The 24,527-nt window shown below is 50.5% G+C and carries 17 protein-coding genes and 1 tRNA gene; 11 read left to right on the forward strand and 7 right to left on the reverse strand.

What is annotated here, in order from left to right:
- Positions 1–12: 12 nt before the first annotated feature.
- The gene (locus CLV58_RS14315; protein WP_342748914.1) at positions 13–2,535 is read right to left on the reverse strand and encodes a polysaccharide biosynthesis/export family protein; all 2,523 of its coding nucleotides are present in this window, start codon (positions 2,533–2,535) and stop codon (positions 13–15) included.
- A gap of 327 nt (positions 2,536–2,862) precedes the next feature.
- Here CLV58_RS14315 and CLV58_RS14320 point away from each other — a divergent pair, with 327 nt between their 5' ends.
- The 5 genes from CLV58_RS14320 to CLV58_RS14340 all read left to right on the forward strand — a co-directional run bounded on the left by CLV58_RS14320 (position 2,863) and on the right by CLV58_RS14340 (position 11,666).
- Entirely contained in the window at positions 2,863–4,764 is a 1,902-nt protein-coding gene (locus tag CLV58_RS14320) for a DNA topoisomerase IV subunit B (protein ID WP_106138512.1), read from the forward strand.
- Positions 4,765–5,062: 298 nt separating this feature from the next.
- Positions 5,063–8,236: a SusC/RagA family TonB-linked outer membrane protein gene (locus CLV58_RS14325; RefSeq protein ID WP_106138513.1), complete on the forward strand. Its 3,174-nt coding sequence runs from the start codon at positions 5,063–5,065 to the stop codon at positions 8,234–8,236.
- 14 nt (positions 8,237–8,250) lie between these two features.
- Positions 8,251–9,729 carry a RagB/SusD family nutrient uptake outer membrane protein gene (locus CLV58_RS14330; protein ID WP_106138514.1) on the forward strand — a complete coding sequence of 493 codons (1,479 nt, stop codon included), beginning with the start codon at positions 8,251–8,253 and terminating at the stop codon, positions 9,727–9,729.
- A 101-nt stretch (positions 9,730–9,830) separates the two neighbouring features.
- Positions 9,831–10,904, forward strand: a complete 1,074-nt coding sequence (gene pheA, locus CLV58_RS14335) for a prephenate dehydratase (RefSeq protein WP_106138515.1) — start codon at positions 9,831–9,833, stop codon at positions 10,902–10,904.
- Positions 10,905–10,973: 69 nt separating this feature from the next.
- Positions 10,974–11,666, forward strand: a complete 693-nt coding sequence (locus tag CLV58_RS14340) for a sulfite oxidase-like oxidoreductase (RefSeq protein ID WP_106138516.1) — start codon at positions 10,974–10,976, stop codon at positions 11,664–11,666.
- Between the two features lie 151 nt (positions 11,667–11,817).
- Here the strand turns inward: CLV58_RS14340 and purL are convergent, their stop codons facing one another.
- From purL to CLV58_RS14355, 3 genes are all read right to left on the reverse strand, one after another.
- Entirely contained in the window at positions 11,818–14,076 is a 2,259-nt protein-coding gene (gene purL / locus CLV58_RS14345; RefSeq protein ID WP_106138517.1) for a phosphoribosylformylglycinamidine synthase subunit PurL, read from the reverse strand.
- Between the two features lie 370 nt (positions 14,077–14,446).
- On the reverse strand, positions 14,447–15,583 hold the full coding sequence (locus tag CLV58_RS14350; protein WP_106138518.1) for a cysteine desulfurase family protein: 1,137 nt from the start codon (positions 15,581–15,583) through the stop codon (positions 14,447–14,449).
- 135 nt (positions 15,584–15,718) lie between these two features.
- On the reverse strand, positions 15,719–16,831 hold the full coding sequence (locus CLV58_RS14355) for an XdhC family protein (protein WP_106138519.1): 1,113 nt from the start codon (positions 16,829–16,831) through the stop codon (positions 15,719–15,721).
- Between the two features lie 197 nt (positions 16,832–17,028).
- Here CLV58_RS14355 and CLV58_RS14360 point away from each other — a divergent pair.
- From CLV58_RS14360 to CLV58_RS14370, 3 genes are all read left to right on the forward strand, one after another.
- Positions 17,029–17,113, forward strand: a tRNA-Ser gene (locus CLV58_RS14360).
- 176 nt (positions 17,114–17,289) lie between these two features.
- Positions 17,290–18,216 carry an SIR2 family NAD-dependent protein deacylase gene (locus CLV58_RS14365; RefSeq protein ID WP_106138520.1) on the forward strand — a complete coding sequence of 309 codons (927 nt, stop codon included), beginning with the start codon at positions 17,290–17,292 and terminating at the stop codon, positions 18,214–18,216.
- Between the two features lie 21 nt (positions 18,217–18,237).
- Positions 18,238–20,385: a hypothetical protein gene (locus tag CLV58_RS14370; protein ID WP_211300859.1), complete on the forward strand. Its 2,148-nt coding sequence runs from the start codon at positions 18,238–18,240 to the stop codon at positions 20,383–20,385.
- 528 nt (positions 20,386–20,913) lie between these two features.
- Here the strand turns inward: CLV58_RS14370 and CLV58_RS14375 are convergent.
- Positions 20,914–21,555: an outer membrane beta-barrel protein gene (locus CLV58_RS14375; protein WP_342748915.1), complete on the reverse strand. Its 642-nt coding sequence runs from the start codon at positions 21,553–21,555 to the stop codon at positions 20,914–20,916.
- A 257-nt stretch (positions 21,556–21,812) separates the two neighbouring features.
- Here CLV58_RS14375 and CLV58_RS14380 point away from each other — a divergent pair, with 257 nt between their 5' ends.
- A complete protein-coding gene (locus CLV58_RS14380) occupies positions 21,813–22,508 on the forward strand; it encodes a DUF4369 domain-containing protein (RefSeq protein ID WP_170108708.1) in 696 nt (231 codons plus the stop codon).
- Between the two features lie 9 nt (positions 22,509–22,517).
- Here the strand turns inward: CLV58_RS14380 and CLV58_RS14385 are convergent, their stop codons facing one another.
- Both CLV58_RS14385 and CLV58_RS14390 read right to left on the reverse strand, forming a co-directional pair.
- Positions 22,518–22,916 carry a peptidylprolyl isomerase gene (locus CLV58_RS14385; protein ID WP_106138524.1) on the reverse strand — a complete coding sequence of 133 codons (399 nt, stop codon included), beginning with the start codon at positions 22,914–22,916 and terminating at the stop codon, positions 22,518–22,520.
- Between the two features lie 100 nt (positions 22,917–23,016).
- Positions 23,017–23,469 (reverse strand): response regulator, encoded by a 453-nt coding sequence (locus CLV58_RS14390; RefSeq protein WP_106138525.1) that lies wholly within the window; start codon positions 23,467–23,469, stop codon positions 23,017–23,019.
- Positions 23,470–23,649: 180 nt separating this feature from the next.
- Here CLV58_RS14390 and CLV58_RS14395 point away from each other — a divergent pair, with 180 nt between their 5' ends.
- Together CLV58_RS14395 and CLV58_RS14400 are read left to right on the forward strand one after the other, a co-directional pair.
- Positions 23,650–24,084, forward strand: a complete 435-nt coding sequence (locus tag CLV58_RS14395) for a response regulator (RefSeq protein WP_106138526.1) — start codon at positions 23,650–23,652, stop codon at positions 24,082–24,084.
- 26 nt (positions 24,085–24,110) lie between these two features.
- On the forward strand, positions 24,111–24,347 hold the full coding sequence (locus CLV58_RS14400; RefSeq protein WP_106138527.1) for a hypothetical protein: 237 nt from the start codon (positions 24,111–24,113) through the stop codon (positions 24,345–24,347).
- Positions 24,348–24,527: the final 180 nt, after the last annotated feature.

The following is a 24,527-nucleotide window of genomic DNA, read 5'->3' on the forward strand; positions in this document are numbered from 1 at the left end:
GAAGGAATGGCCTTATCGATTCACGGTTGCGCTCAGGGCAATAACCAGCCCAATTACCGATAGCAGCGATGAAATTGTACCCGCCGTCGTGCTTAGCAGTTGCTGGGGCGTAAGTGGGTTTGAGGTTTTACGTGGTACGACAACTTCAGAACCGGGTTCGACGCGGGGGTAGACATTGAAGAACATAAACCGGCGCGTACGATCGACCGAGCCGTTGGCGTAAACGATGAATGCCCGTTTCCGCTGTGACCGCTCGGTGAAGCCACCGGCGTTAGCGATGTAATCCTGGAACGTCTGACCCGGGCGGTATTTGACGGTATTAGGCAGCAAAACTTCACCATCGATACGTACCGTTTCCAGCAGTTTCGGAATGCGCAGAATGTCGCCTTCCTGTATCAGAATGTCTTCTGATGAACCCGGCCGATCCATGATGCGCTTCAGGTTGATACCGATCGATTCGGGCCGTTCCGCCGATGGAGCCTGTACTTGCACGACAGACTTACGATCCGTGTCGGACAGCTCCTGGATAGACTGCCGCTGACGGGATATTTCGTCTGGGCTCAGGCGTACCTGCCGCACCAGCGTGGCACCTTCTACGTAGGCCTGCGGTGTCAGACCACCGGCCAACTGAACCATATCCGAAATCTTCTGGTCTTTGCGCAGAATAGCATACGAGCCGGGTTGAATGACTTCGCCCTCGACGTTGGCGTATGTCTGCACCAGGTAGTTGGGCGAGCGCCGGATGATTATCTGATCGTATGGCTCCAGTACAAACCGGTTCTGGTCGTTGGCAATCGTTAGGTCGCGGTTGACGTTGAAACGGAATACGTCGGCTACCGCAGCGGAGGCTGATTTGGGATCAACGTCTTTCTTCCGACGAACGACTTCAACCTGCGAAGCCGCTGCCGATTCCTTCAGACCACCCGCCCGGACTAGGGCGTCGTCAAGGGTCATGTTTGCCATGAATGGCATTTCGGCTGGTTTATTTACCTCGCCCTGCACGGTAACATTAGCTTGTTCGGCCAGATCGAAGCGCGACGGAATGATGATCTGATCTTCACGCTGCAACGCTACGTCGGGGTCTGCGCCGGTCAGAATGTTGGCCAGGTTAACGGTGATATTCTCGATAGCCAGGTCTTCGCGGGTGCGAATAATTGTTACGCGGCCGGTGAATGCATCTCCTTTCAGATTCTCCGCCGACGCGATCAGTTGTTTCAGCGTCTTATTGTCATCCAGCGAGTACTGACCGGGGCGGAATACAGCGCCTTCAATCGTTACCTGGTTTTCGAAGCGATCCAGCAGTTGTTCTACCGTAACCAAATCGCCATCCTGCATCTCAAACGTCTTGAATTCAGTCGGCGTAACGTCGATCACTTTCCGTTCCCGGTCGGTTAGCCGCTGCACTTTGACGCGACCTTTGTAGGCGTTGGCCGCAAAGCCGCCCGCGTAGAACAGCAGTCGGTCCAGTGACTCGTTGGGTAGCATCTCGAAGATGTTGTTGCGCTTAACCGTTCCCTGAATCTCAACACGCTCGATATACGGCTCAAACCGGATGTTGTCGTTATCCTGTAGGCGCAGGTCGTTGCGCTGCGTACCATTGAGCAGGTAATCGTACAGGTCCAGTGTGGCCGCTACCCGGTTGTTCCGAATCAGCTGTACGCGCCGGAACGAACCCAGTTCGCTGGGACCACCTGCCTGATAAATGGCGTTCATAACCGTCGATAGCGACGACAGGGAGTATGTTCCGGGGCGAACGGCATCGCCTGTTACCGTTACGCGGATGCTACGGATGCTGCCGAGAGATACTTCCAAAAAAGTATTCTGCGGACCGTAGGAGGATGCCTTTAGACCTACAAATTTGCTGGATAGTCGACTAACAATCCGGGCTTTGGCCTGTTCGATGCTCAGACCGGATATAAAGACGGGACCAATACCCGTGCTTTGCCGGAAGTAAACGTAGCCTTCGGGCGATACTTTCTGCGTGAAGTCAGCTTCTGAATAACCGTATAGCTGAATGTTGAGTTGATCGCCAGGCCCGACGATGTAGTTGCGGGGCGTAGCCATCGACATATTCGGCTGGAAGGTCGTGGCCATGGCCGGATCGGAGAAGAGCGCGCTACCGAACAGCTTCCGACGGATCTCGTTGCGTTCCCGAATGCGAGCAGCTTCGTAACCGTTTTCGATTTGATCTTTTTGGGTTTGAACCCCGTTCGTGTCGGCTGGCGTGTTCGCCCCCTGTTGTATGCCGTCGACCGTGCGTGCGTCCTGGCCTACACCATTGTTGGTCGTTTGGGCATTGGTACGCCCTGTATTGACGTTGGTGCCGGGTGCCTGACCACCGGCCCGCTGGATCTGCTGGCGTACGGCCGGGGGCAGCGAGTTGGGGTTGATATTGGCGGGTAAGCCTGTATTACCGCTGGCGGGAGCTGTTGCGCCACTGCTCGGCGAAGCGCCACTACTAGTCGTACCGGGCGTTACCTGTGCCATACTCGTCAGCCCGGAGAGCAGGCCGCCTGCCAGGACAAGAGCAGGCACTAAACGAGGGCGGAATGACGCTGTAACGGAGGAGAAAAAGTTTACCGGAGAGATGAGGTAATTTCGCGTTTTTTGCATATTTTTAAGATGCCGAAAGCAGCGCGTTTCGTGTACGAAATCGCCTGATTCTAACGACACAGTTGAACGCTTAGTACGTTTCATAGTTTGGTCGGCAAAGTAAACGAACTTTTGTTGGATTGTAAATGATTTCTTAAGCTACGGGCCGTTGGTCCTCTGCTTCGGCAGGGTATGACTTTTCCGATGTGCAGTGAAATGACGCTTACGGTCTCACAGAGAATATGTCTTACTACTACAAATATAGTTGAAATGACTGGAACGGCAAATCAGCCCGTACAATACAACGAAGACAGTATCCGCTCTCTCGACTGGCGGGAGCACATTCGGCTTCGGCCGGGCATGTATATCGGTAAACTGGGCGATGGCTCTGCCGCTGACGATGGCATATACGTATTGCTAAAGGAAACCGTCGACAACTGCATCGACGAGTATGTGATGGGCTTTGGTAAAACCATTGACATTCGGGTTAGCGACCACCGCGTCGATGTGCGCGACTACGGCCGGGGGATTCCGCTCGGTAAGGTGGTCGAGGTTGTATCGAAAATCAACACCGGAGGTAAGTATGACTCCGGCGCTTTTCAGAAATCAGTTGGGCTGAACGGCGTTGGTACGAAGGCCGTCAATGCCTTGTCTTCCTATTTTCGGGTACAGGCGTTTCGGGATGGCCGTACAGTCTGGGCCGAATTCAAGCGGGGTGAACTCGTCAATCAGGGCGATGAGGTGACCAATGAGCGTAACGGTACGCTGATCTCCTTCGAGCCCGACGATACCGTCTTTAAAAACTTCCATTTCATTCCCCAGTACCTGGAAAACATGATCTGGAATTACTGCTACCTGAACGCCGGACTAACCATCTCGTTCAACAAGCAGAAGTACGTATCGCAGAACGGCCTGCTCGACCTGCTGCGCGATAAAACCAAAAAAGATGAAGAATCGCTGCGTTACCCGATCATTCACCTGAAGGGCAATGATCTGGAAATTGCCATGACCCACGGCAATGCGTATGGCGAAGAATACTATTCGTTTGTAAACGGGCAGTATACCACCCAGGGCGGTACGCACTTGCAGGCCCTGCGCGAAGCCATTGTCGATACGGTGCGGAAGCACTTCGACAAAAACTACGACGTTGCCGACGTTCGATCGAGCATTATTGCGGCCGTCAGCATCCGGGTACAGGAACCGGTGTTCGAGTCGCAGACGAAGACAAAGCTGGGCTCGGTCAATATGTCGCCGGAGCCCAACGCGCAGTCGGTCAACTCATTTGTAAAAGATTTTGTCAAAGAACGGCTGGACAATTTCCTGCATATGAACCCCACCGTGCGCGATGCCCTGCGTAAGCGCATCGAACAGTCGGAGCGGGAGCGGAAAGAACTAGCGGGTATCAAGAAGCTGGCCAATGATCGGGCGAAGAAGGCAAGTCTGCATAATAAAAAACTGCGCGACTGTCGGAACCACTTGCCCGACCTGAAAGCGGAAGACCGGTACCAGTCGACACTGTTCATTACCGAAGGTGATTCGGCGAGCGGGTCGATCACCAAATCCCGGAATGTGCAGACGCAGGCCGTATTCAGTCTGCGCGGTAAACCGCTGAACTGCTTCGGTCTGACCAAAAAGGTCGTGTATGAAAATGAGGAGTTTAACCTGTTGCAGCATGCGCTCGACATTGAAGAGGGGCTGGACGGACTCCGTTACAACCGGATTGTAATCGCGACGGATGCGGACGTAGACGGCATGCACATTCGGTTGCTGATGCTGACGTTCTTCCTCCAGTTTTTCCCGGATCTGGTGCGGAACGGCCACCTGTATATTCTCGAAACACCCTTGTTTCGCGTTCGGAACCCGCGCAACCACAAAGAAACGACGTATTGTTACTCGGAAGAGGAAAAGCAGACGGCGATGAACAAGCTGACGAAGGGTGGCAAGAAAATCGAGATTACCCGTTTCAAAGGACTCGGGGAGATTTCGCCGGAGGAGTTTGGCTTGTTTATCGGTGAAGACATGCGGCTGGAACCGGTAATCGTAGAACAGGAAACGTCGGTCGCCAAACTGCTCAGCTATTACATGGGTAAGAACACGCCCGATCGGCAACGCTTTATCATCGACAACCTACGGGTTGAGAAAGACGTAGACGACGCCGTGCTGGCTGACTAGATACCGTTAGACGCAGAAAATATGATCCCCGGTGGCAGTCGAACACGATGTCACCGGGGATTTTTAGTTAAATGGACTATTGAGCTGATAGACAATGCATTGTTTACAGGGAAGCACGGCTATAATAACGGAAAAATTAAATTGATTGGTAAATTAATAAAATCGACGTATTAGAACTTTATATATGAAATAGTTCGATGTGAGAAATTTATTCGAAATAATATTCTGAGATATAGTCTCATCTAGTACTTTTGGCGCTTGATTAAAGTAGGATTAAAGCACTTTATTGGCTAACTGTATGAAAAAAGTTCTATTGCTGAGCTGGTTGCTAACCCTTGTCCTGTGCTTGTCCGGATGGGCGCAGAACAACGGCATCAGCGGCCGGGTCACGGCTGCCGACGACGGATCTGGCATACCGGGTGTGAGTGTACAAGTGAAAGGAACGACGCGCGGTACGACAACCGATGCAGACGGTAATTTTCGGGTCAATGCGGCATCGGGTGCCCGGCTGGTATTCAGCTTTATTGGCTACACGACGCAGGAAATAACCGTTGGTAATCAGTCAACTATCGCGGTGAAGCTGGAAACCAACGCTACGCAGCTTGACGAGGTGGTTGTTCCGTTTGGGGTGGCCAAGCGGGCCAGCTTCACCGGTTCGGCCGGAACGCTGGATGCAAGCCGAATCAGCGACCGGATTACGACAAACGTCACGCAGGCGCTTTCCGGTGCAGTACCGGGCGTTCAGACAACGGCAGGCAGTGGGCAGCCGGGTAGCGGGCCCGATATTCGCATTCGCGGGTTCGGCTCCATCTCGTCGGGGAACGATCCGTTGTATGTGGTCGATGGTATCCCGTACTCAGGCAGCATTGCCAACCTCAACCCCAACGATATCGAAAACATTTCGGTGCTGAAGGACGCGGCATCGACGGCGTTGTACGGATCGCGGGCGGCCAATGGCGTTGTGGCCATTACGACCAAAAAGGGGGTAAAAGATCGTAATACCATCGATGTCCGGTACACCAAAGGTATCAGCACGCGTGGTTTGCCCGAATACGACCGCGTGGGACCGGCCGAGTATTACCCGCTGATGTGGGAAACGTACCGAAACAGCATCGCGTATCGGCTAACCAATCCGGTTGCCCTGGCAACGGCCAACGCAGACGCAACCAACCGGCTTGTCAGCCTGACGGGTTACAACGTATATAACGTACCGGATAATCAGCTTGTCGACGTAAACGGACAACTAAATCCCAACGCACAGCTGCTCTACTCACCTGACGATCTGAACTGGGAGCGGCCACTGATGCGGCAGGGAAACCGCGATGAACTGAACGTGAGTTTTGCCGGTGGACAGGGAAAATCGGATTATTTTTTCTCGCTCGCGTACCTGAAAGACAACGGCTACCTGCTGCGCTCCGATTACGATCGGATTACGGGCCGGATGAACATCAATTCGCAGATGAAGCCGTGGTTCCGGGCCGGGGCTAACCTGGCGGCTACCCTTACCAAGTCGAATCAGGCCGATGCCGGTGGGAGCACGTCGTTCGTTAACCCGTTCTATTTTTCCCGTAACATCGGGCCCATCTATCCGGTGTACGCCTACGACCCAAACAGTCCTGGTTCCTTTCTGACCGACGCTAACGGCGATCGCATCTGGGATTTGGGGAATCTGACCGCCCTGGGCTTACCGGCTCGGCCGGCCTTTGGCGGGCGGCACTCACTGGGCGAGACGACCCTGAACCAGAACTTATTTCGTCGGAATGTGCTGAGTGCACGGGGCTATGGCGAAGTTACGTTCCTGAAAGACTTTCGCTTCACGGCGAACATCGGTACGGATATTACCAACTACAACGGATTCACCTACGGAAACCCGGTTGTCGGGGATGGTGCGCCGGCTGGCCGGGCAACGCATGAATTCCAGACAATTGCCAGCTATAACCTGAACCAGCTACTCAATTACGGCCACTCGTTCGGCAAGCACAATATCGAAGCCTTGCTGGGTCACGAAAACTTTCAGGTGCGCGATAACAATCTGGAAGGATCGCGCTCGCAGCAGGTCGTATCAGACAATTACGAGCTGATCAATTTCACCAACACAACCAATCTGGCATCGGTAGCCAACATTCGTCGGGTGGAGGGCTTCCTGTCGCGGTTCAATTACGACTACGATCAGCGGTATATCTTCTCGGTATCGGCCCGGCGTGACGGTTCCAGCAAATTCTCCCGCGAGACCCGCTGGGGTAACTTCTATTCGATCAGCGGTGCCTGGCGTATCGATCAGGAAAACTTTATCCGGTCGATCCCGGCGGTCAACCTGCTCAAACTGCGGTCGTCGTACGGCCAAACCGGGAACGATGGGGGCGGTAATACGGCCGATGGTGCGGCAATCAGCTACTACGCGTGGCGGCCCCGCTACGACCTGAACTGGAACAATGCCTCGGAAGCGGGTATTCTTCAGGCCAGTCTGGGCAACGCCAATCTGGAATGGGAGTCGAGCAATGCGTTTGACGTAGGGCTGGAGTTTGGTTTGTTTGGCAACCGGGTGACGGGTACGCTGGAATACTTCGACCGTCGTTCGTCGAATCTGATCTTTGCGGTACCGCTGCCGTTATCGGGCGGGATTACGACGGTTACGCGGAACATTGGTACGATGTATAACCGGGGTGTTGAAATCGAATTGGGGCTTGAACCCGTTCGGACCAATAATTTTACCTGGCGAATTGATCTGAACGCAACCAGTCTGCGGAATCAGATCACGAAGATGCCCGACGAAACGCCTGAAATCATCGACGGTACGAAGAAGCTGGCCGTCGGTCATTCCATTTATGACTACTGGCTGCGCGAGTACCAGGGTGTCAATCCAGCAACGGGCGAAGCGCAGTACCGGGCCACCAACTACGTAGCGTCGAACTCCCGCATCACGGAAGCGGGCGACACCCTGACGACGAGTCTCAACAATGCGCGCTACCGGTATGCCGGTACGTCGATCCCGGCTGTGTCGGGTGGTATTACCAACACGTTCCGCTACAAAGGGCTGTCGTTGTCGGTGTTGGCTGTTTACCAGGTAGGCGGCAAAATTTACGATGCCGCGTATGCTGCGCTGATGAGTGCCGGTGGCTATGGTAGCGCCAAACACGTTGACATTCTGAACCGTTGGCGGAATCCAGGGGATGTAACGAACGTACCCCGGATGGATGCCGCCCGCACGTCGGATTTCGACGGTGCATCGGATCGCTGGCTGATCGATGCCAGTTACATGACCATTCGGAACGTCACCCTGTCGTATACGATACCGGCTGTACTGGCAAAACGGGCGTTTCTGCAACGGGCGCAGGTGTACGTGACGGGCGAAAACCTGCTGTTTTTGTCGCGTCGGAAGGGGATGAACGTTCAGCAGAATTTCTCCGGCGTTACCAGTAATTCATACAGCCCAGCCCGGAGTCTGGTACTGGGAATCAACTTCTCGCTTTAAGCTTCAGTCAACACATGAAAAAAATAGGCATGACGATCGCCGTAGCAGCCAGTCTGTTTGTGGCCTCGTGCAACCCAGATTATTTGGAAACACTGCCCACGGGTAGTGTGGACGCCAATGCTGCCTACGCTACCACGAAAAATGCAGCGGCTGCCGTCAACGGTATTTACCGGGCTATGATCGTCCGGTATCTCGACTCGCAGGCTCACTTTGGGCATCCGGCCATGATGATCATTCTGGACGTGATGGGCGAGGACCTGATGCCGGCCAACACGTCGAACACGGGCCATTTTGCCGAAGCGCGCTGGCAGGCCCACCGCTCGGAAACGTCGACGGGTGGCCAGATGCCTTACCAGCTGTACTACCGCCTGATCGGCAACGCCAACCTGATCATTGCCAATATCGACAATGCCACGGGGACGCAGGCCGAACGGAATCAGGTCAAAGGAGAAGCGCTGGGGATACGGGCGTTCTCGTATTTCAACCTGGTGCAGCTGTACGGTAAACGGTATAATGCAGCGGCCAAACCCAACAGCCAACTGGGCGTGCCACTGATTCTGACGCCTACGACGACTGGACAACCCCGCGCGACGGTTGAAGATATTTACACGCAGATCAATCAGGACCTGACGCAGGCAGCTACGCTACTGACCTCGACCCGGTCGTATAAATCGCACGTCAATCTGGACGTTGTTCGCGGGTTTCAGGCACGGGTAGCATTGGTGCAGCAAAACTGGACCGACGCGGCAAAGTACGCGGCCCAGGCCCGTGCGAGCTATTCGCCCATGACAACCGCGCAGTATCAGGACGGTTTTTCGGATATCACGAACCCGGAATGGATGTGGGGTTTCGATCACGTGGAAGATCAGACGGAGTATTTCGGTGCGTACCACTCGTATATCTCCTGCAACTTTAACTCGACCAACATCCGCGTAACGCCGAAGGTGATCAACAGCAAACTGTATGATCAGATTCCAACTACGGACATTCGCTCGAAGATGTGGGTGAAAGCACCGACCTCGGCCAATTCGGTCGTGCCGACGGGCGGAGTACGGGTCGCTTACATGAACCAGAAATTCCGGCTACCCGGTACACCGTCGACCAGTACGATGGGTGACGTGCCGTACATGCGGGCGGCTGAGATGTACCTGATCGAAGCCGAAGCGCAGGCCCGGCTGGGTAATTCGGCAGCTGCCGCAACAGCACTGTATGATCTGGTCAGCAAGCGCGATGCAGCTTACGCGAAATCGACAAAAACGGGACAGGCGCTGGTCGATGAGATTCTGTTTCACCGCCGTGTCGAGCTGTGGGGCGAAGGCTTCCGGTTCACCGATCTGAAGCGGATGAATCTGCCGCTTAACCGCAACGGTGCTAACATCAATACGGCAGTAGCGGTACTCTTCGATGTAGCCGCCGGTGACAACCAATGGGAATTCCTGATTCCGCGCCGGGAAATCAACGCCAACGCAGCTATCGTGCAGAATCCACTATAGGAATTTTTCGGTTTACGGTTTGTGGTTTACGGTTTTCTGTGGGTCTTTTGCAGACCGGACGGTATCGCAAACTGTAAACCGTAAACCGTAAATTGTTAAAAATGACCCTCGAATCGCTCCGTAACGACATTGATACGCTGGACGATCAGTTACTGACGCTGCTGAATCAGCGTATGGAACTGGTCCGTAAAGTGGGTGAACTCAAACGCTCCGCCAACACGGTTATCTACCGTCCCGAGCGTGAAAAACAGATTCTGGACCGGCTGCACAGTCAGAATACGGGCCTGCTCAATCAGGCGGCTATCGAGGCTATTTTTCTGGAAATCTTTGCCGTTTCGCGCAACCTCGAACTGCCCGAGCGCGTGTCCTACCTGGGACCCGAAGGTAGTTTTACGCACCAGGCCGCTGAGAGTCGGTTTGGCGCGATGAGTGCCTACATGGCCCTGCCCACCATCCGGTCGGTATTCGAAAGCGTCGAAACAGGACGGGTGCGGTTCGGCGTCGTGCCGATCGAGAATAATCAGCAGGGAATCGTCAACGAGACCATCGACCTGTTGCTGGAGAAAGATTTGCGCATCGCAGCCGAAGCCCAGATTCCGGTCCATTTTACGTTTGCTACGCAGACGGAGAACCTCGCCGAAATCACGCACATCTACTCGAAAGACATCGCGTTCCGGCAGTGCAGTAAGTTTCTCAGCGATTCGTTCGACGGGCTGAACGTTGAGTTTGTTCCGGTTGAATCGACGTCGAAAGCGGCTAAGCTGGCGGGGCAGCAACCCAAAACGGCGGCTATCTGCTCGACGATTGCGGCCAAACTCTTCGACGTGCCCGTGCTGTTCGACAACATCGAAGACTCTGATCTGAACCGGACGCGCTTCCTGATTCTGGCCAAGGACTTCGTGAATCAGCCCAGTGGCCACGACAAAACGATGCTGATTGCCCGGCTGGCAAACACGCAATCGCCGGGGGTATTGGCCGAGTTTCTACAGGAGTTCAATGCGCGTGGTATCAACCTGACCAAGATCGAAAGCCGTCCGCTGAAAGATGGGGCGACTTTCCGTTACTGGTTTCTGCTCGAATGCGAAGGCCACGCCGACGACCCGGCATTACGCGATGTTATGGACCAGTATGCCAACGAAGTGAAGCTGCTGGGTAGCTACGTGCGGGGCGTCTAGTGCCTACAAGCGGCCAGGTAAACTACTCTGTCGTGATCGCTGTTATGTCAACAGCTAGATACTTGAGACATGGAAGCCAACGAAAAGACCGATAAGATTGTCGAAGCCCGGATGAAACTCCGACGCCGGTTTGAGGAGAAGATGGCACAGACGCCTTCGCTGACCGACGAACGCCCGCGTGGGTCGGGGCCGCTCAACCGACACGGGATGCCCGCTACGCCGGTTGGCCAGACGCTGACGAATAAGTGGCCGGTGCTTGATCTGGGTTATCAGCCGAGCATTCCGCTTGACAAATGGCAGTTGAACATCGACGGGGAAGTTAACAATCCTGTCCGGCTGAAATGGGAGGATCTGATGGCCCTGCCGCAGGTTGAGGATACCAGCGATTTTCACTGCGTTACAACCTGGTCGCGACTTGACGTTCCCTGGGTGGGCGTACGCTTCATGGATCTGGCTGCGCTGGTCGATCCGAAGGGCACGGCCACGCACGTCATGTGTTATGGCTACGATGGCTATTCGACTAACGTAGCTCTCGAAGAAGCGCTCAAGCCCGACGTACTGCTCGTACACACGGCCGATGGACAACCCCTGACCCGCGAACATGGCGGCCCTTTGCGAATGATCACTCCGCAGTTGTACGCCTGGAAAGGTAGCAAATGGATTAAGCGAATCGAGTTTATGGACAAGAACAAACTCGGTTTCTGGGAAGAACGGGGCTATTCCAACACGGCTTACCCGTGGCGGAACGACCGGTATTCGTGATAAAAACAAGTGGGTGACGTCCACGGTCTATGCATACACAGACCCGGAACGATAATAAACGCAATAGGGTCGGCAGTGATGCCGACCCTATTGCGTTTATTGGTATCTCTAAACCTAAAAGGTTTCCAAAACCTTTTAGGTTTAAAAATGACTAGTTCATAATCGTATCCAGGGCCGTGTTGTACAGCGCCTTTGCTTCGTGTGAGGTGAGCACCTGCTTGTCTTCGATGGTGAAGCCCTGTGCTGTAACCTGACCCAGATACTGGAACGGCAGGATGCTGTCGTTCAGGTAGCCTTCCAGATGAGCGACCTGATCGGGTGTGATTGTTACGACTACGCGGCTTTGGCCTTCACCGAACAGGAAAGCGTCGGTACGATGCCGCGCATCGGTGCCGATCGCAAAGCCTTTATCACCCGTCATCGCTGACTCCGCCAGGGCGACGAACAGGCCGCCATCCGACACGTCGTGGGCCGATTGAATCCAGCCGCTGCGAATCATGGTTTTGATGCCTTCCTGTACGCGCCACTCGGTATCGAAATCGAAGTAAGGTGCGGGCGCTGCCTTGACACCCCGGTAGGAGTACAGGTATTCCGATGAAGCGATGTCGTCGCTCGATGGTCCGATCAGGTAAATCAGGTCGCCTTCATTTTTGAAGTTCATCGTCATGCGATGGGCCGGATCTTCCATCAATCCGAGCATACCGATTGTTGGCGTCGGGAATACCGGACCATCGTCGGACGACTGATTGTAGAAGCTGACGTTACCGCCCGTCACGGGGGTACTAAACCGGCGGCAGGCTTCGCCCATGCCCTGAACGGCTTCGACAAACTGCCAGTAGACTTCCGGTACGTAAGGATTACCGAAGTTCAGGTTGTTAGTAACGGCCAGTGGTTCGCCACCCGAACAGACAATGTTCCGGCAGGCTTCCGCTACAGCGATCATGGCCCCTTTGCGCGGCTCGGCGTTCACGTAGCGGCTGTTGCAATCGACGGTAATGACAATCGACTTGTCGGTGGCTGGCAGGCCGGGGCCTTTCACACTGACAACGGCGGCATCCGACGGTGCGTTGGTGCTCCGGTTTGCCGTGCCGACCATCGAATCGTACTGTTCGTACACCCAACGGCGCGAGCAGATGTTCGGGTGCGACAACAGGTGTTTGGCTACGTCCGTCAGTTCATCCGCCGTAACGTCATCGACGTCGTCGGGGTTGAACTTGGCGAATTCCTTGATATACGCGGGTTCTTTGTACTCACGCTGATACTGCGGGGCACCGCCACCAAGCACCAGATCATAGGCTGGCACGTCGGCAACGAGTTCGCCGTAGCGGTAGAAATGCAGACGACCTAGATCGTTTTCACCCTTGGCCGTCACTTCGCCAATCTGCGCACAGTTCAGGTCCCACTTGTCGAAGATTCCCTGAATAACGGCCTCTTTGCCTTTCTCGATGACCACCAGCATCCGCTCCTGCGATTCCGATAGCAGAATCTCGAACGGAGCCATGTTGGGCTGACGCGTCGGGACTTTGTCGAGGTCGATGATCATGCCGTGCTCACCCTTCGCGCTCATTTCCGAAGTCGAGCAGATGATCCCAGCGGCACCCATGTCCTGAATACCGATCACGTGACCCGTCGCGATGATTTCGAGCGTGGCTTCGAGCAACAGCTTCTCCATGAAGGGGTCACCAACCTGCACGGCGGGCAGCTTGTCGGTCGAGGCTGCGGTGATGTCTTCCGAGGCAAACGTTGCCCCGTGGATGCCGTCTTTACCGGTTGCCGAACCAACGATGAACACTGGGTTGCCCACGCCGTACGACGTCGCTTTCGCTACTTTACCCGTTTCAACGATACCCGCCGAGAACGCGTTGACCAGCGGATTGGTGTTGTAACACTCGTCGAAATACAGTTCGCCACCAACGGTTGGAATACCGAACGCGTTGCCGTAGTCGCCGATACCTTTGACCACACCCCGCAGCAGTCGGCGGGTTTTGGGTAGACCCAGGTCGCCGAAGCGCAGCGAATTGAGTTGGGCGATAGGCCGTGCACCCATGGTGAAAATGTCGCGGTTGATACCACCGACGCCCGTTGCGGCACCCTGATACGGTTCCAGCGCCGAGGGGTGGTTGTGCGATTCGATTTTGAACGAACAGGCCAGGCCGTCGCCGATGTCAACCAGTCCGGCGTTCTCTTCACCGGCCTTGGCGAGCATCCGGTCGGAGTCGCGGGGGAGGGTTTTCAGCCAGAGAATCGAGTTTTTGTAGGAGCAGTGCTCCGACCACATTACCGAGAAGATACTGAGTTCGGTAAAGTTGGGCTGACGGCCCAGAATGTCGACGATCTTGTCGAATTCGTCGGGGAGCAGGCCCAGCTTGCGGGCGGTTTCGAGCGTTGGCAGTGATTCGGTTGCGTCCATGTGTAAAGAGCGAAAGAGCGAAAGAGTGAAAGAGCGGAAGGAGTCGCGTCAGCTTTTCGCTCTTTCGCTCTTTCACCCTTTCGCTCTTTGAATACTGCTCAAAAGTACGGCTTTTGCCTGAAACCGACCCGTGGGATTTCGAAATCCGTGGAGTTTGTCACCAGGTTCAGCGCAAAATCCTGATCGCGATACCCTTGCCAATCGGTTTGACTGTAGGTTCTGCCATCTCGGCAGAGGGGAGATAGTGGGGCGCTGACCTGAGTCAGGTCGGTTCGCTTCGGCTGCTAAACCGGCCGAAAATTATGACTCATTCGGTGCTGTAATCGGCTGACTGTCAACAAAGCTAAAAGGTGTTCAAAATCTTTTAGGTTTAGCTATGGCCCCGTAGTTGAGAAACAGTATCGGCAACGTGCTGAATAGCCCGGTCGATTTCATCGTCGGTTGTAAAACGGCCCAGACTGAATCGAACCGACGCGTAGGCCAGCTCGTCCGACAGCCCCATAGCTTTGAGCACGTACGATGGCTCGGTAGTGGCTGAGGTACAGGCCGAGCCGTTGGAAGCCGCCAGCTCATGCAAACTGTCGAGCAGCCGCTCCCCGTCGACATGGGCAAAGCGGATATTGGTGGTGTTGGGTAGTCGATGGGTGGTGTTGCCGTTAACAGCCGCATCGGGAACGCGGCTTAAAATACCCTGTTCGAGCCGGTCGCGCAGGGCGCTTTGTCGCAGGGCTTCGGTCATCAGCTGCTGCTGACATAGTTCGGCCGCTTTACCTAATCCGACAATCCCCGGTACGTTGAGTGTACCCGATCGGCGTCCGCGCTCATGCCGACCGCCGTCCTGCTGCGCCGTTAGTTTGACGTGCTTCCGGGCGACAAGCGCACCAACACCTTTAGGACCGTACAATTTGTGGCCCGACAAACTCAGCATGTCGATCAATCCGTCGGAGAGGTTCAGCGGCAGTTTACCCACAGCCTGCGTAGCGTCGGTATGAAACAGAATGCCGCGTTCCTGCGCCAGTTGCGCAAGCGCGTTGATAGGATGAACGACGCCCGTTTCGTTGTTGGCGACCATGACCGAGATCAGCAATGTATCGGGTCGTAGCGCAGCCTCGACCTGTTCCGGATCGATTAGCCCGTCGGCATGGGGCGTAATATAGGTTACGTCGGCACCCAGCCGAAGGAGGTGATCGCAGGTGTCGAGGACCGCCTTGTGTTCCGTTTCGACCGTTATAATATGACCGCCCGCCGACCGCCGGGCCTCGAACGCACCTTTGAGCGCCAGATTCACCGACTCGGTAGCACCACTGGTAAAAACAATCTCTTTCTCCGATACGCCCAGCAGCCGCGCCAGCTGATCCCGCGCCTGCGCCACCGCGTCGGCGGCCTGCCACCCGTACACATGCGTGCGCGACGCCGGATTGCCGAAGTGCTCCCGAAAGAACGGTAGCATCGCGTCCAGCACCGCCGGATCGACGGGCGTCGTGGCGTTATAGTCCAGGTAGGTCATTTTTCGGGGAACGGTTTTCGGTTTACAGTTTACTGTGTGCCGGAATCGGTGCTGTGGTTCTGGCGAGAAATGGTCATAAGGCGAAGCTACTGTGTAACGGGACACCGTGAACTGTAGACCGAAAACCGTATACAGTTATTCCCGCTCATGAATCGGGGCGGCACGGTGGCGGAGGGCGGTGCCGCTGCGATGCGACAGGAACGCCCGCACTTCGGCCACGATCGACAGGGCAATTTCTTCGGGCGTGGCCGCACCGATGTCTAGGCCGATGGGGGCATGAATACGGTCTGTCTCGCCGTCGAAGCGCCCTTCGTCCGACAACTCATTAAAGATACGCTCCGCCCGGACCCGTGGCCCCAGCATGCCGATAAACGGAACGTCGGTGGTTAGCACGCGGGGCAGGTTGTTCTTGTCGGTTTTGAAATCGTGCGCCATCAGAATCACCGCCGTTTGCTGATCGATGGGAATGCTGGCAAACGCGTCGGGGGCAACGATGGCGTGCGCTTCGGCAAACAGCGTCTGCGTTACTTTCTGCGGGTTGGCAACAACCGTGGCCATCCAGCCCAGTTCGTTACTCATCCGTACCAGCGGCAGCACGTCGTACTGCTGTCCCATCAGAATAAGATGGGGAACAGGCAGCAGAACCTCGATAAACAGTTCCAGCGACTGCCCATTCGACAGCTCGAACGCAAACGGGGCCGATTTTCCTTTGCTGATATACTGCTGAATCTTCTGCTCGATCGGCGTGGTCAGCTCGGCATCGCCCAGCGCGAGCAGACTGTCGGGGCCGTCGTAGCGAATCATGTCGCCCCGCTGAAGATCGCCAAACGAGCCGGTAAAGCTGGTGAGCGTTAGCAGTACGTGCGTTTTGCGCGCATCGTCCAGGCAGGTTTTCAGGCAGTCGAGCGGATTCGGATGATCGGGGTGGAGGGGAGAAATCAAGACGTCGATAACGCCGTTGCAGCCCAGGCCCACGCCGATTTGGTAATCATCATCGTCGGTGGTGTCGTAGGTGACCAGCGTTGGCTTGCTTTGCGCAATCGCCAGCCGTGCCCGTCTGAGTGCATCGCCTTCCAGGCACCCTCCGCTGATGCCGCCCACCCATTGCCCGTTGTCCAGGATGAGCATACGCGCCCCCGTCCGGCGGTACGATGACCCTTCGACGCGGACCACGGTTGCCAAAGCAGCTTTAGTCGTACTGGTATTGAGTGCATTATAAGCCGCGATGATGGCCAGAATTTCTTTCATAACGTTGCAGGACTGACTCGTTGCACAAGGAAGCCGGCGAGCCACATCGGTTTGGGAGTAGGAGTCAGTAAAGTAAACTGATAACGGCGACGGCAGGTTTCGCGACGCGTGATAAAGCCAGCGTACGCATATTTTTTTCGGGAAAAGGGCCCTGGTATTGCGCTGACGCAAAAATCGCCTTACCTTTGTGTCACCAAAGAGAGATGGCAGAGTGGTCGATTGCGGTGGTCTTGAAAACCACTGACTGTAACAGGTCCGGGGGTTCGAATCCCTCTCTCTCTGCATAAAAAGCCTAAATACTTATTAGTCAAGTATTTAGGCTTTTTCGTTTTTATATACTTTTAGGATTATACTAATACATCCAATATTTTCATGATAGCTTTATTTTTATATGTATAAATTTATGTTGCAGGACAGCAATAGAGTGAAAAAGATAACAAGAGATAAGACGTTACACAATGGATAATGGTAAAAAGTTTTTATCAGATATTGGGATAATTCAGAAGGCAAGAGACACTAAAAAATTAGTAGTGTTTGTAGGTTCTGGTGTCTCGGTTAATTCTAACATACCGAATTGGGGCGATATGCTAGAAGAAATTAAGCGAGATATAGGTATTGATAGGAGTGATACAGAAGATGCGCTACAAATTGCACAAATATATTTTAACGAAAGAAAACAAAAAGAATATATTGACAAAATAAGAGCCACGTTACATCATAAGAAAAAAAAATATAATCCTATTGATGAGGCTATATTTGACTTGCAGCCGGAACATATATTGACCACTAATTATGATGACTTACTAGAACAAGTAATAAAAAATAGAGCGTTACCTTTTTCCGTTGTTAAAAAAGATAATGATTTTCCGTATGTGGCTAATTCGAATTTATTAGTAAAGATTCATGGAGATTTAGATGAGGATGATTTTGTCTTGAAAGAGGACGATTATATAGATTATGAATTTAATCATCCTTTATTTGAAGCTTTTATAAAATCTATATTTTCAACAAAAGTAGTACTATTTGTAGGATATAGTTTTTCGGATATTAATTTGAAATTGATATTACAAAAAGTTAGAAATATTCTAGGTAAAAATTATCAAAACTCTTACCTTATTACGCATAGCTCTTACAGTTCTTTTAAGGTTAATTACCTAAGAGAAAAAGGTGTTAATGTGCTTAGTTATAAAGATAATGAAAATTATATAAATTTGTATTTAGGAGGTGATAACGCTAGAAAAATTGATTTCAGAAAAAGTAGTTCATCTTTAAATATTACCGGACAAAATTTATTGAGTATTTTGACTTTTCTGAATGTCTATAATAGATTCGAAGAGGATTTAAGAGAGTATGATTATATAAAACAAATGAAAATGTCTTTATAGAGATTTTCTGAATTAGGGACTTTGCCTTATTTTTTTATAGCAAATTTATATCCATTTAATAATACGAGCGAAAAAGTATTTTACAATGAGCACGACGTTTACTCTTTGAGCATAAAAAATAAAGAATTAGTGGAATTTTTGGAAAACAGTGTTGAATTAAAAGATGGATATATAGATTTTAAAAAAGATTATCTTTCTAAGATTAGTAACGAAGATGAGTTGAAAAAGAATAAAGATAGTTTAATTTATGTAACTGATGTTTTGAATTACTCAGCAATTAATACGATAAAATTTGAAGATTTTAGAAACTTTCCTAAGAAAGTTTTATTGTATAATACTACTAAGAGAGATTGTGAGTGCTTTACATGTTTGATAGGGCAATTAAAGCTTGATAAGCTAATTGATAAACTTCTAATTACAGACATAACTGATGCATCTGATTTGCAAGAGGATGCAAGGTTAGCGTATTCACATTATAAATGTGGAAATATATATCAATCCTACAATCTATTTGAGGAAATAGCTCAAAAAGCATGGCATACAGGCAAATACGTAGTATATTTTATATGTAAGTTCAATCTTAAACGATTAGGTCATATCATTCATTGGAAAGAATATAAAAATTTAAGCAGTGATCTAATTCAAGAGATTAGCTCCAAAGCAGAAAAAATTGATTTGGATGCTGTGTATAGACATACAAACGAAATTTCTAAAGAAGAAGCTCAATTGATGAAAATTATACGGGATGATGAAATATTAGATAAAGCAAGTGGTTACGTTGCAGACGAGTATGAGAAAATAAAGCAGATACGAAAAAGCTTAGATAATGGTAGTAGTACTACTACGGCTAGTAGGTCGGAGCACGTAATCGACTTTCATCTAATCACTGTTGATATGTTTTACAACAGAAACTTTATAGTAAATGATGTATTTAGCGAATATATAGATATGTATAACACAGGAGTAAAAGCGCTTCTGTTAAACTATGCTAATTATAGAGATTATTCGCAAGAACAAATTTCGTTAGATTATGAATTTTGCTTCTATTTTATTTACTATGGAAAATATAGTGAATTGAAAAATACTATTGCTGAGTACAAAATAAAAGATTTGCATTTGGACGTAGAGAGTGAGGAAAAAGTCTATGATATAATCGTAAATTATTATAAATCTTTTATCGGCAATTCTGGTACATTTGGCCGTCATGAAGTTAATCATAAGATTTATAATCAAATAAATAAGTCTTCATTTGATTATAAATTTGTTGATATATTTGATAATATAAGCTTGTTGCTAGGAATAATTGATTTTGGAAAAGATAAGTTTAAGATAATAAGCGAAAATTTGTTAAATGCTTTGAAATATACTGATATATTCCATCCTAGCAATGTCATTAATTTAGAATATGTTTTCATTGGAAATACGGGATATATTGATAGTGAATTTGGGCAAAATTTGCTGGAAATATTGTGTGATAAACCTAAACTTTTCACGAAAGAAATTTTAGATTATGTTGTACATGCTTTCATCGATAAAGATGACAGTAAGAAAATTAATAATTTAGATTTAATTAATGCCGTAATAGAGACTTTAGAAAGTAGATCAAGAGAAGTTCACAGTAAAACTGTTAGTTATCTTGAGCGTATATACAAGATAGTAAGTAGTGAGCATAAGCAAGTTATAGTTGATAAAGCAATGGATAGATTAGGAAAAGAGTTTTCCAATCGGGAGTATTGGGATTATGTTATGAACGGTATTATTAAGTACGATACTTTCTTTGATAAATACTTAGAAAATATTTTGTCTAATAGTTATCAAATACATTCGTATGAATTTGATTATTTATTTGTAGGAAAAAAACGTACAAAGCCTGATATGCATTTTGAATTTATAAATTTTATTAGATTGTTGTATAAATTTGATCTATTAGAAAAATATAATGATGTAAAGGATTCTTTTGTAGACCTTAGAGATTATATGATCTTTTATTTGAATCCTGAGAGGTTTGATTGTGAGAATTTTAAAGTTGAGTGGTTGTTCTGTACGTACGAACCTAGTGTTCATAGAGCTTTGAGTAAAATAAGTTTTGTGAAATCAGCTTTCGACTCGTTCATTAAGGAAAAAAAAGGTGCAGAGTATCTTGAACTTTATACTGAGTATTATTTATAGTTCATTTATGAGCAGACAAAAGTATAACTCTGCTTTTGTCTGCCCATAAACGAAATACATGTTCCTTGCCTTTCTTCTCGCTGCCTTGGCACATCTATAGCAACAAAAGCTGCATCCATCCTTATACTCTCAAATTTACCGTTGCAGTGCAGACAAGTCTTGTTATAGTATACTTTGCGCCCTACCCGTTCGGCGCGGTTGTACTTGAAACTTCTTACTGGCTTTGTTTTCGTTTGATTTTCCGTTGGGAATTTTTTAGAGTAATGGTTAGACTCGATAATCTTTTGATAAGCCTTGCGTGAGCCTTGTATAATCGCTGTATAACCGTTGTAATACCGCTGAAAAACCCCCGTATTGGCCGCATAAAGGCAGAAATCATTTGGTTGAAGTCTTTGAATGTGGCGTATAGGTTTGACCGATCAGATGTATTCACTGCTGATGCGTTGAGGTGCTGTATTGCGTTGTAGCCATCTGCTTCGTTGCCGAGATAGCCGAGTACAAAGACTTTCAAATTTACCCTTACATTAATCAGGAGCCGAAGAATAGCTGGAAGCCGATACCTAATGAGAGTGTACTGGAATTGGAGCTAAAATTACTTACTGACGCTGCTTGAGTATACCGACTCTCTTCTGTCTGAATATTATAATCCAAGCCCGCATTTAACGCTACGTTTCGGGTGATGAAGTAAGCAACGCCGATAGTAGGCTTAAGTACCGATGTGTGACCCTTCGACTTCGCACTCTGTGTACCCGGTATGTTTTGGTTTGCATTCGTACGACTGTAGCTATAAGCAACCCCGACATATGGTTTAAGCTTATTTTCGCCGAAATAGTAGCGTATAAAAGGAGCTAATCCATATCTGGTCGATACGAGCTTGGCATCCGCAAATGTTGATGTTGTTGGATCTGTAGTTGTGTATTTTGCCCATGTCAGGCCAAGTGGAATGCCAGTACCAACTACCAATCCGTTAGCGACGAAATACCCTGCCGAAGGTGTCAGACTGCCCTCAAAGCTGCGTTGATTGCTCTGATCTGAATAGGAAAAATTGCCGACCTGCGCGCCAACAAGCCAGCGTCCCTTTTCGGTCTGAGCCTGGGCCGTTGTTAATGCAGCCATACATGCGAGTGTGAATAGTGTCCTTTTCATATAATTGAGTTGATTTTTAATGATTAATAGAGTTCACCAGTGCAAAATGGACAATTACCTGCACTCTATTCAGTCATTAAGATTTTTTATGAATTTACCAATAATGGCAAACTGGGGCCGCGTGACTATAATATCAAACTGGTGGTGGCAAGTTTAGTGGCGTTCCCATCGGCGAGAAGTGGTTGGTCCGTGTCGATAGAACTGGAAATACCGAGAAAGTTACACGTATGCAGACGATTAGAATTTGGCCGGTTATCGGTTTCTAGTCTGATATGTGGAATATGATACGATATATAGTAGTAGCAATACTGATGAGTGTCTGTTGTCTGGCGAGCTACGCGCAGGACAAACAGGTGCTGCGTGGCGAGGTGATTGGTCGAAAATCGGGTAACGTATACTTGTATGCGTCCGGGTCGTTTCGTAACGGACATCAGTTGGTCGACTCTGTCAGGCTGACGAGTTCGTTCTTCTCCTTTACCAAACCGCTGGACGAGCCTGCTGCGTACTTCATTACAGTAGACGGAGCCGTCGGGCAGTTTTACTTCGTGTGGGATAAGGCGGTGGTCGTTACGCTCAAGCCGGATAATCTCAATGAGTCCGTAACCGAGGATTCGCCGGTGAATGAGCAGCTGAGAAGCTTCGCAGATACCGTAGAAACTGCGTATGCTCAACGCAAGAAGGCGAACCGGGAGGCATTTGCCGTTGCTGAGGAAGCGAAGGACGAAGCGAAACTGGAACAGCTGGGGCAGGCGTACTACTTGCTGTTCATGCAGGAATGGTACGCAATCGACAGGTACATCCGAACCAATACGGATACCTGGGCCAGTCTGTTTGTTCTGATAAAATACCACAAAAGCCTGGGTCGGAAAGCAACGCTCGAACTGTTGAGTAAGCTGTCCCCGGTTATTCAGTCGTCCCGGTTAGCTGGTCAGCTGAAAACCAACCTTGACGACGCCAGCTACATTATTACGCCGTAAATGACTGGACTAATCGGTGCGGAGAAGGATAGAACGGAAAAGGCAGGTGTCGTCTTCTCGTTCCAGCAACTGAATAATGCTATAGCCGTACTCATGCTTGAACGGCCTGGATAGCTGACCTACGTGTAGCTGGCGAACAACATCCTGAAACTCCTTTACCAGATCGTTAATCAATATTGGCTTCGCGGTCCCCCCATCGCGATAGGATGTTGGGTCTTGTGAATACCGTAACGCCAGCGTTGCAAACGGCTTTCCGTATTGTAAGGAGTCGTAAAGAGACCAAATGGCTTTCTTGGCTGAAGCGTCGTTATGGATAAAATTGTTGTTCGTTTCGCTACTATACCATTGAGCGTTTGCCGTGGTTACGCACAGGCAGTACAGCGTAAACGTGAATAAACTGTATCGCATGATAGCCACAGGTGATGAGGTATAGACAGTATGGTACAGATAAGAATCAAAACAGTATACCCTTTCGCTTGCTCTATTCCGACGTCTGCTTATCGCGCGCTCAGGTCGTTTGCGTGGTAGACGGGGTTGGGCGGAAGCGGGTCGGGGGGACAAGGTTGATCGTGAACCAGTACAGGTGCATCTGATGCAGCAGCGTATCCCAGGTCTCCGTCGTCGTTGGCTTGATATGGCAGGCCGAGAAGCCAATTTCGTAGGCCCATTTCGTACGGGCTGCGTCCAACTGACTGGATAGCAGCAGCACCGGTGTGTGAATCAGCGACGGATGCCGGACAAATGATTCGATCGGGGGCGTTGATGAATCACCCGTGATTACTTTCTGATCGACCAGCAGCAGTCGGTACCGGTCGTTCTTTTCGACACAGTCAATCGCTTCGTCCAGCGACGCGGCTGTGTGCCAGATTGCGTTCCCAAAACTACGTCGGGCCGTCTGCACAACTGTCTGAGCAAGCCCATGGTTTGCTTCGACTAACAGGATGGTTGGCGAAAACGGCATTTATTAGCTGTGTAGTAGGGGCAATGTAGTGTATAGTTACAACCAATATTTGACAATAAAGATTACCGGGCAATAAATTATTTGTCGTTTCATACATATGTATAAAAGCTTGATAAACAATTTGATGGCAAGAACGGTAATACTATACGTTATATTTTTTTGCTATAGTACCTCATACGTATGCCTCCTTCTACCGGCCAAGAGGCCATCATTTACATCGACAGCGACGAGGACGACCATCTCTTAATCGGCTCACTATTCAATACAATTGCCCCCGATCGGCCGGTTCGTTACTTCGACCGCGCCGAAACGGCATTGACTTATCTGACGCAAACCGATCAGCAACCATTCATCATCCTTTGCGAGATACTGCTGCCGGGTATGACAGGACTGGAACTGCGGCAGGCGATACAGGACGACGACGTGCTACGAAAGCGGTGCATCCCCTTCGTTTTTATGTCTAATCCTGTCGTACCACCCGTTATTGAGCAAGCGTTCGAACTAACGGTACAGGGTATTTTCGAAAAGAAAGACAGTCGCAAGCAGCAGGAGCAGGAGCTGTCGCTCATCTTCCGATACTGGCAGGCCAGTTTTCATCCCAACAAAATTCAGTAAGTGCTGCCACCCCAGACAAGGTACCTATGAATCGAATCCCCATTCCTATCCGGTGTATACAGGCTGCGTTCGAACGGCTTCCCCAACAGCCCGCGTCAACCTTGGTTTATGTCGATTTAGATCAGCTTTTTGCGCCGGTAGCGGTGAAAGCGCAGTGGAAACGAGACGGGTTCTGCCCTAAACTAACGTTCTGTTGGCACGATGAAACCCGTCAGTGGGTACTCGATACCAATGGGCTGGCTATTGTCGCCGACGGGCAATGAGGTAGCGTTAGGTTGGAGTCGATATATGGATCAGCAGGCGGGTCGCTGACCGATCGACTACTGTTATCAGTTCCTCAGGCAACTAGTGCAGGTAACTGACCCAATCGCGCGCACTTCACGCGCAATCAGGTGTGTTATTCAAGCGGGGACGATCGCCTTGGCTCAGCCGGTTACCGGCAA

Source organism: Spirosoma oryzae, from assembly GCF_003002825.1.
GTDB lineage: Bacteria > Bacteroidota > Bacteroidia > Cytophagales > Spirosomataceae > Spirosoma > Spirosoma oryzae.

What these genes read in the sequence shown, in the direction of transcription:
- CLV58_RS14320 (WP_106138512.1), top strand. Translation starts at nt 2,863, where the DNA reads ATGACTGGAACGGCAAATCAGCCCGTACAATACAACGAAGACAGTATC.
- CLV58_RS14325 (WP_106138513.1), top strand. Translation starts at nt 5,063, where the DNA reads ATGAAAAAAGTTCTATTGCTGAGCTGGTTGCTAACCCTTGTCCTGTGC.
- CLV58_RS14330 (WP_106138514.1), top strand. Translation starts at nt 8,251, where the DNA reads ATGAAAAAAATAGGCATGACGATCGCCGTAGCAGCCAGTCTGTTTGTG.
- pheA (WP_106138515.1), top strand. Translation starts at nt 9,831, where the DNA reads ATGACCCTCGAATCGCTCCGTAACGACATTGATACGCTGGACGATCAG.
- CLV58_RS14340 (WP_106138516.1), top strand. Translation starts at nt 10,974, where the DNA reads ATGGAAGCCAACGAAAAGACCGATAAGATTGTCGAAGCCCGGATGAAA.
- purL (WP_106138517.1), bottom strand. Translation starts at nt 14,076, where the DNA reads ATGGACGCAACCGAATCACTGCCAACGCTCGAAACCGCCCGCAAGCTG.
- CLV58_RS14350 (WP_106138518.1), bottom strand. Translation starts at nt 15,583, where the DNA reads ATGACCTACCTGGACTATAACGCCACGACGCCCGTCGATCCGGCGGTG.
- CLV58_RS14355 (WP_106138519.1), bottom strand. Translation starts at nt 16,831, where the DNA reads ATGAAAGAAATTCTGGCCATCATCGCGGCTTATAATGCACTCAATACC.
- CLV58_RS14365 (WP_106138520.1), top strand. Translation starts at nt 17,290, where the DNA reads ATGGATAATGGTAAAAAGTTTTTATCAGATATTGGGATAATTCAGAAG.
- CLV58_RS14380 (WP_170108708.1), top strand. Translation starts at nt 21,813, where the DNA reads ATGATACGATATATAGTAGTAGCAATACTGATGAGTGTCTGTTGTCTG.
- CLV58_RS14385 (WP_106138524.1), bottom strand. Translation starts at nt 22,916, where the DNA reads ATGCGATACAGTTTATTCACGTTTACGCTGTACTGCCTGTGCGTAACC.
- CLV58_RS14390 (WP_106138525.1), bottom strand. Translation starts at nt 23,469, where the DNA reads ATGCCGTTTTCGCCAACCATCCTGTTAGTCGAAGCAAACCATGGGCTT.
- CLV58_RS14395 (WP_106138526.1), top strand. Translation starts at nt 23,650, where the DNA reads ATGCCTCCTTCTACCGGCCAAGAGGCCATCATTTACATCGACAGCGAC.
- CLV58_RS14400 (WP_106138527.1), top strand. Translation starts at nt 24,111, where the DNA reads ATGAATCGAATCCCCATTCCTATCCGGTGTATACAGGCTGCGTTCGAA.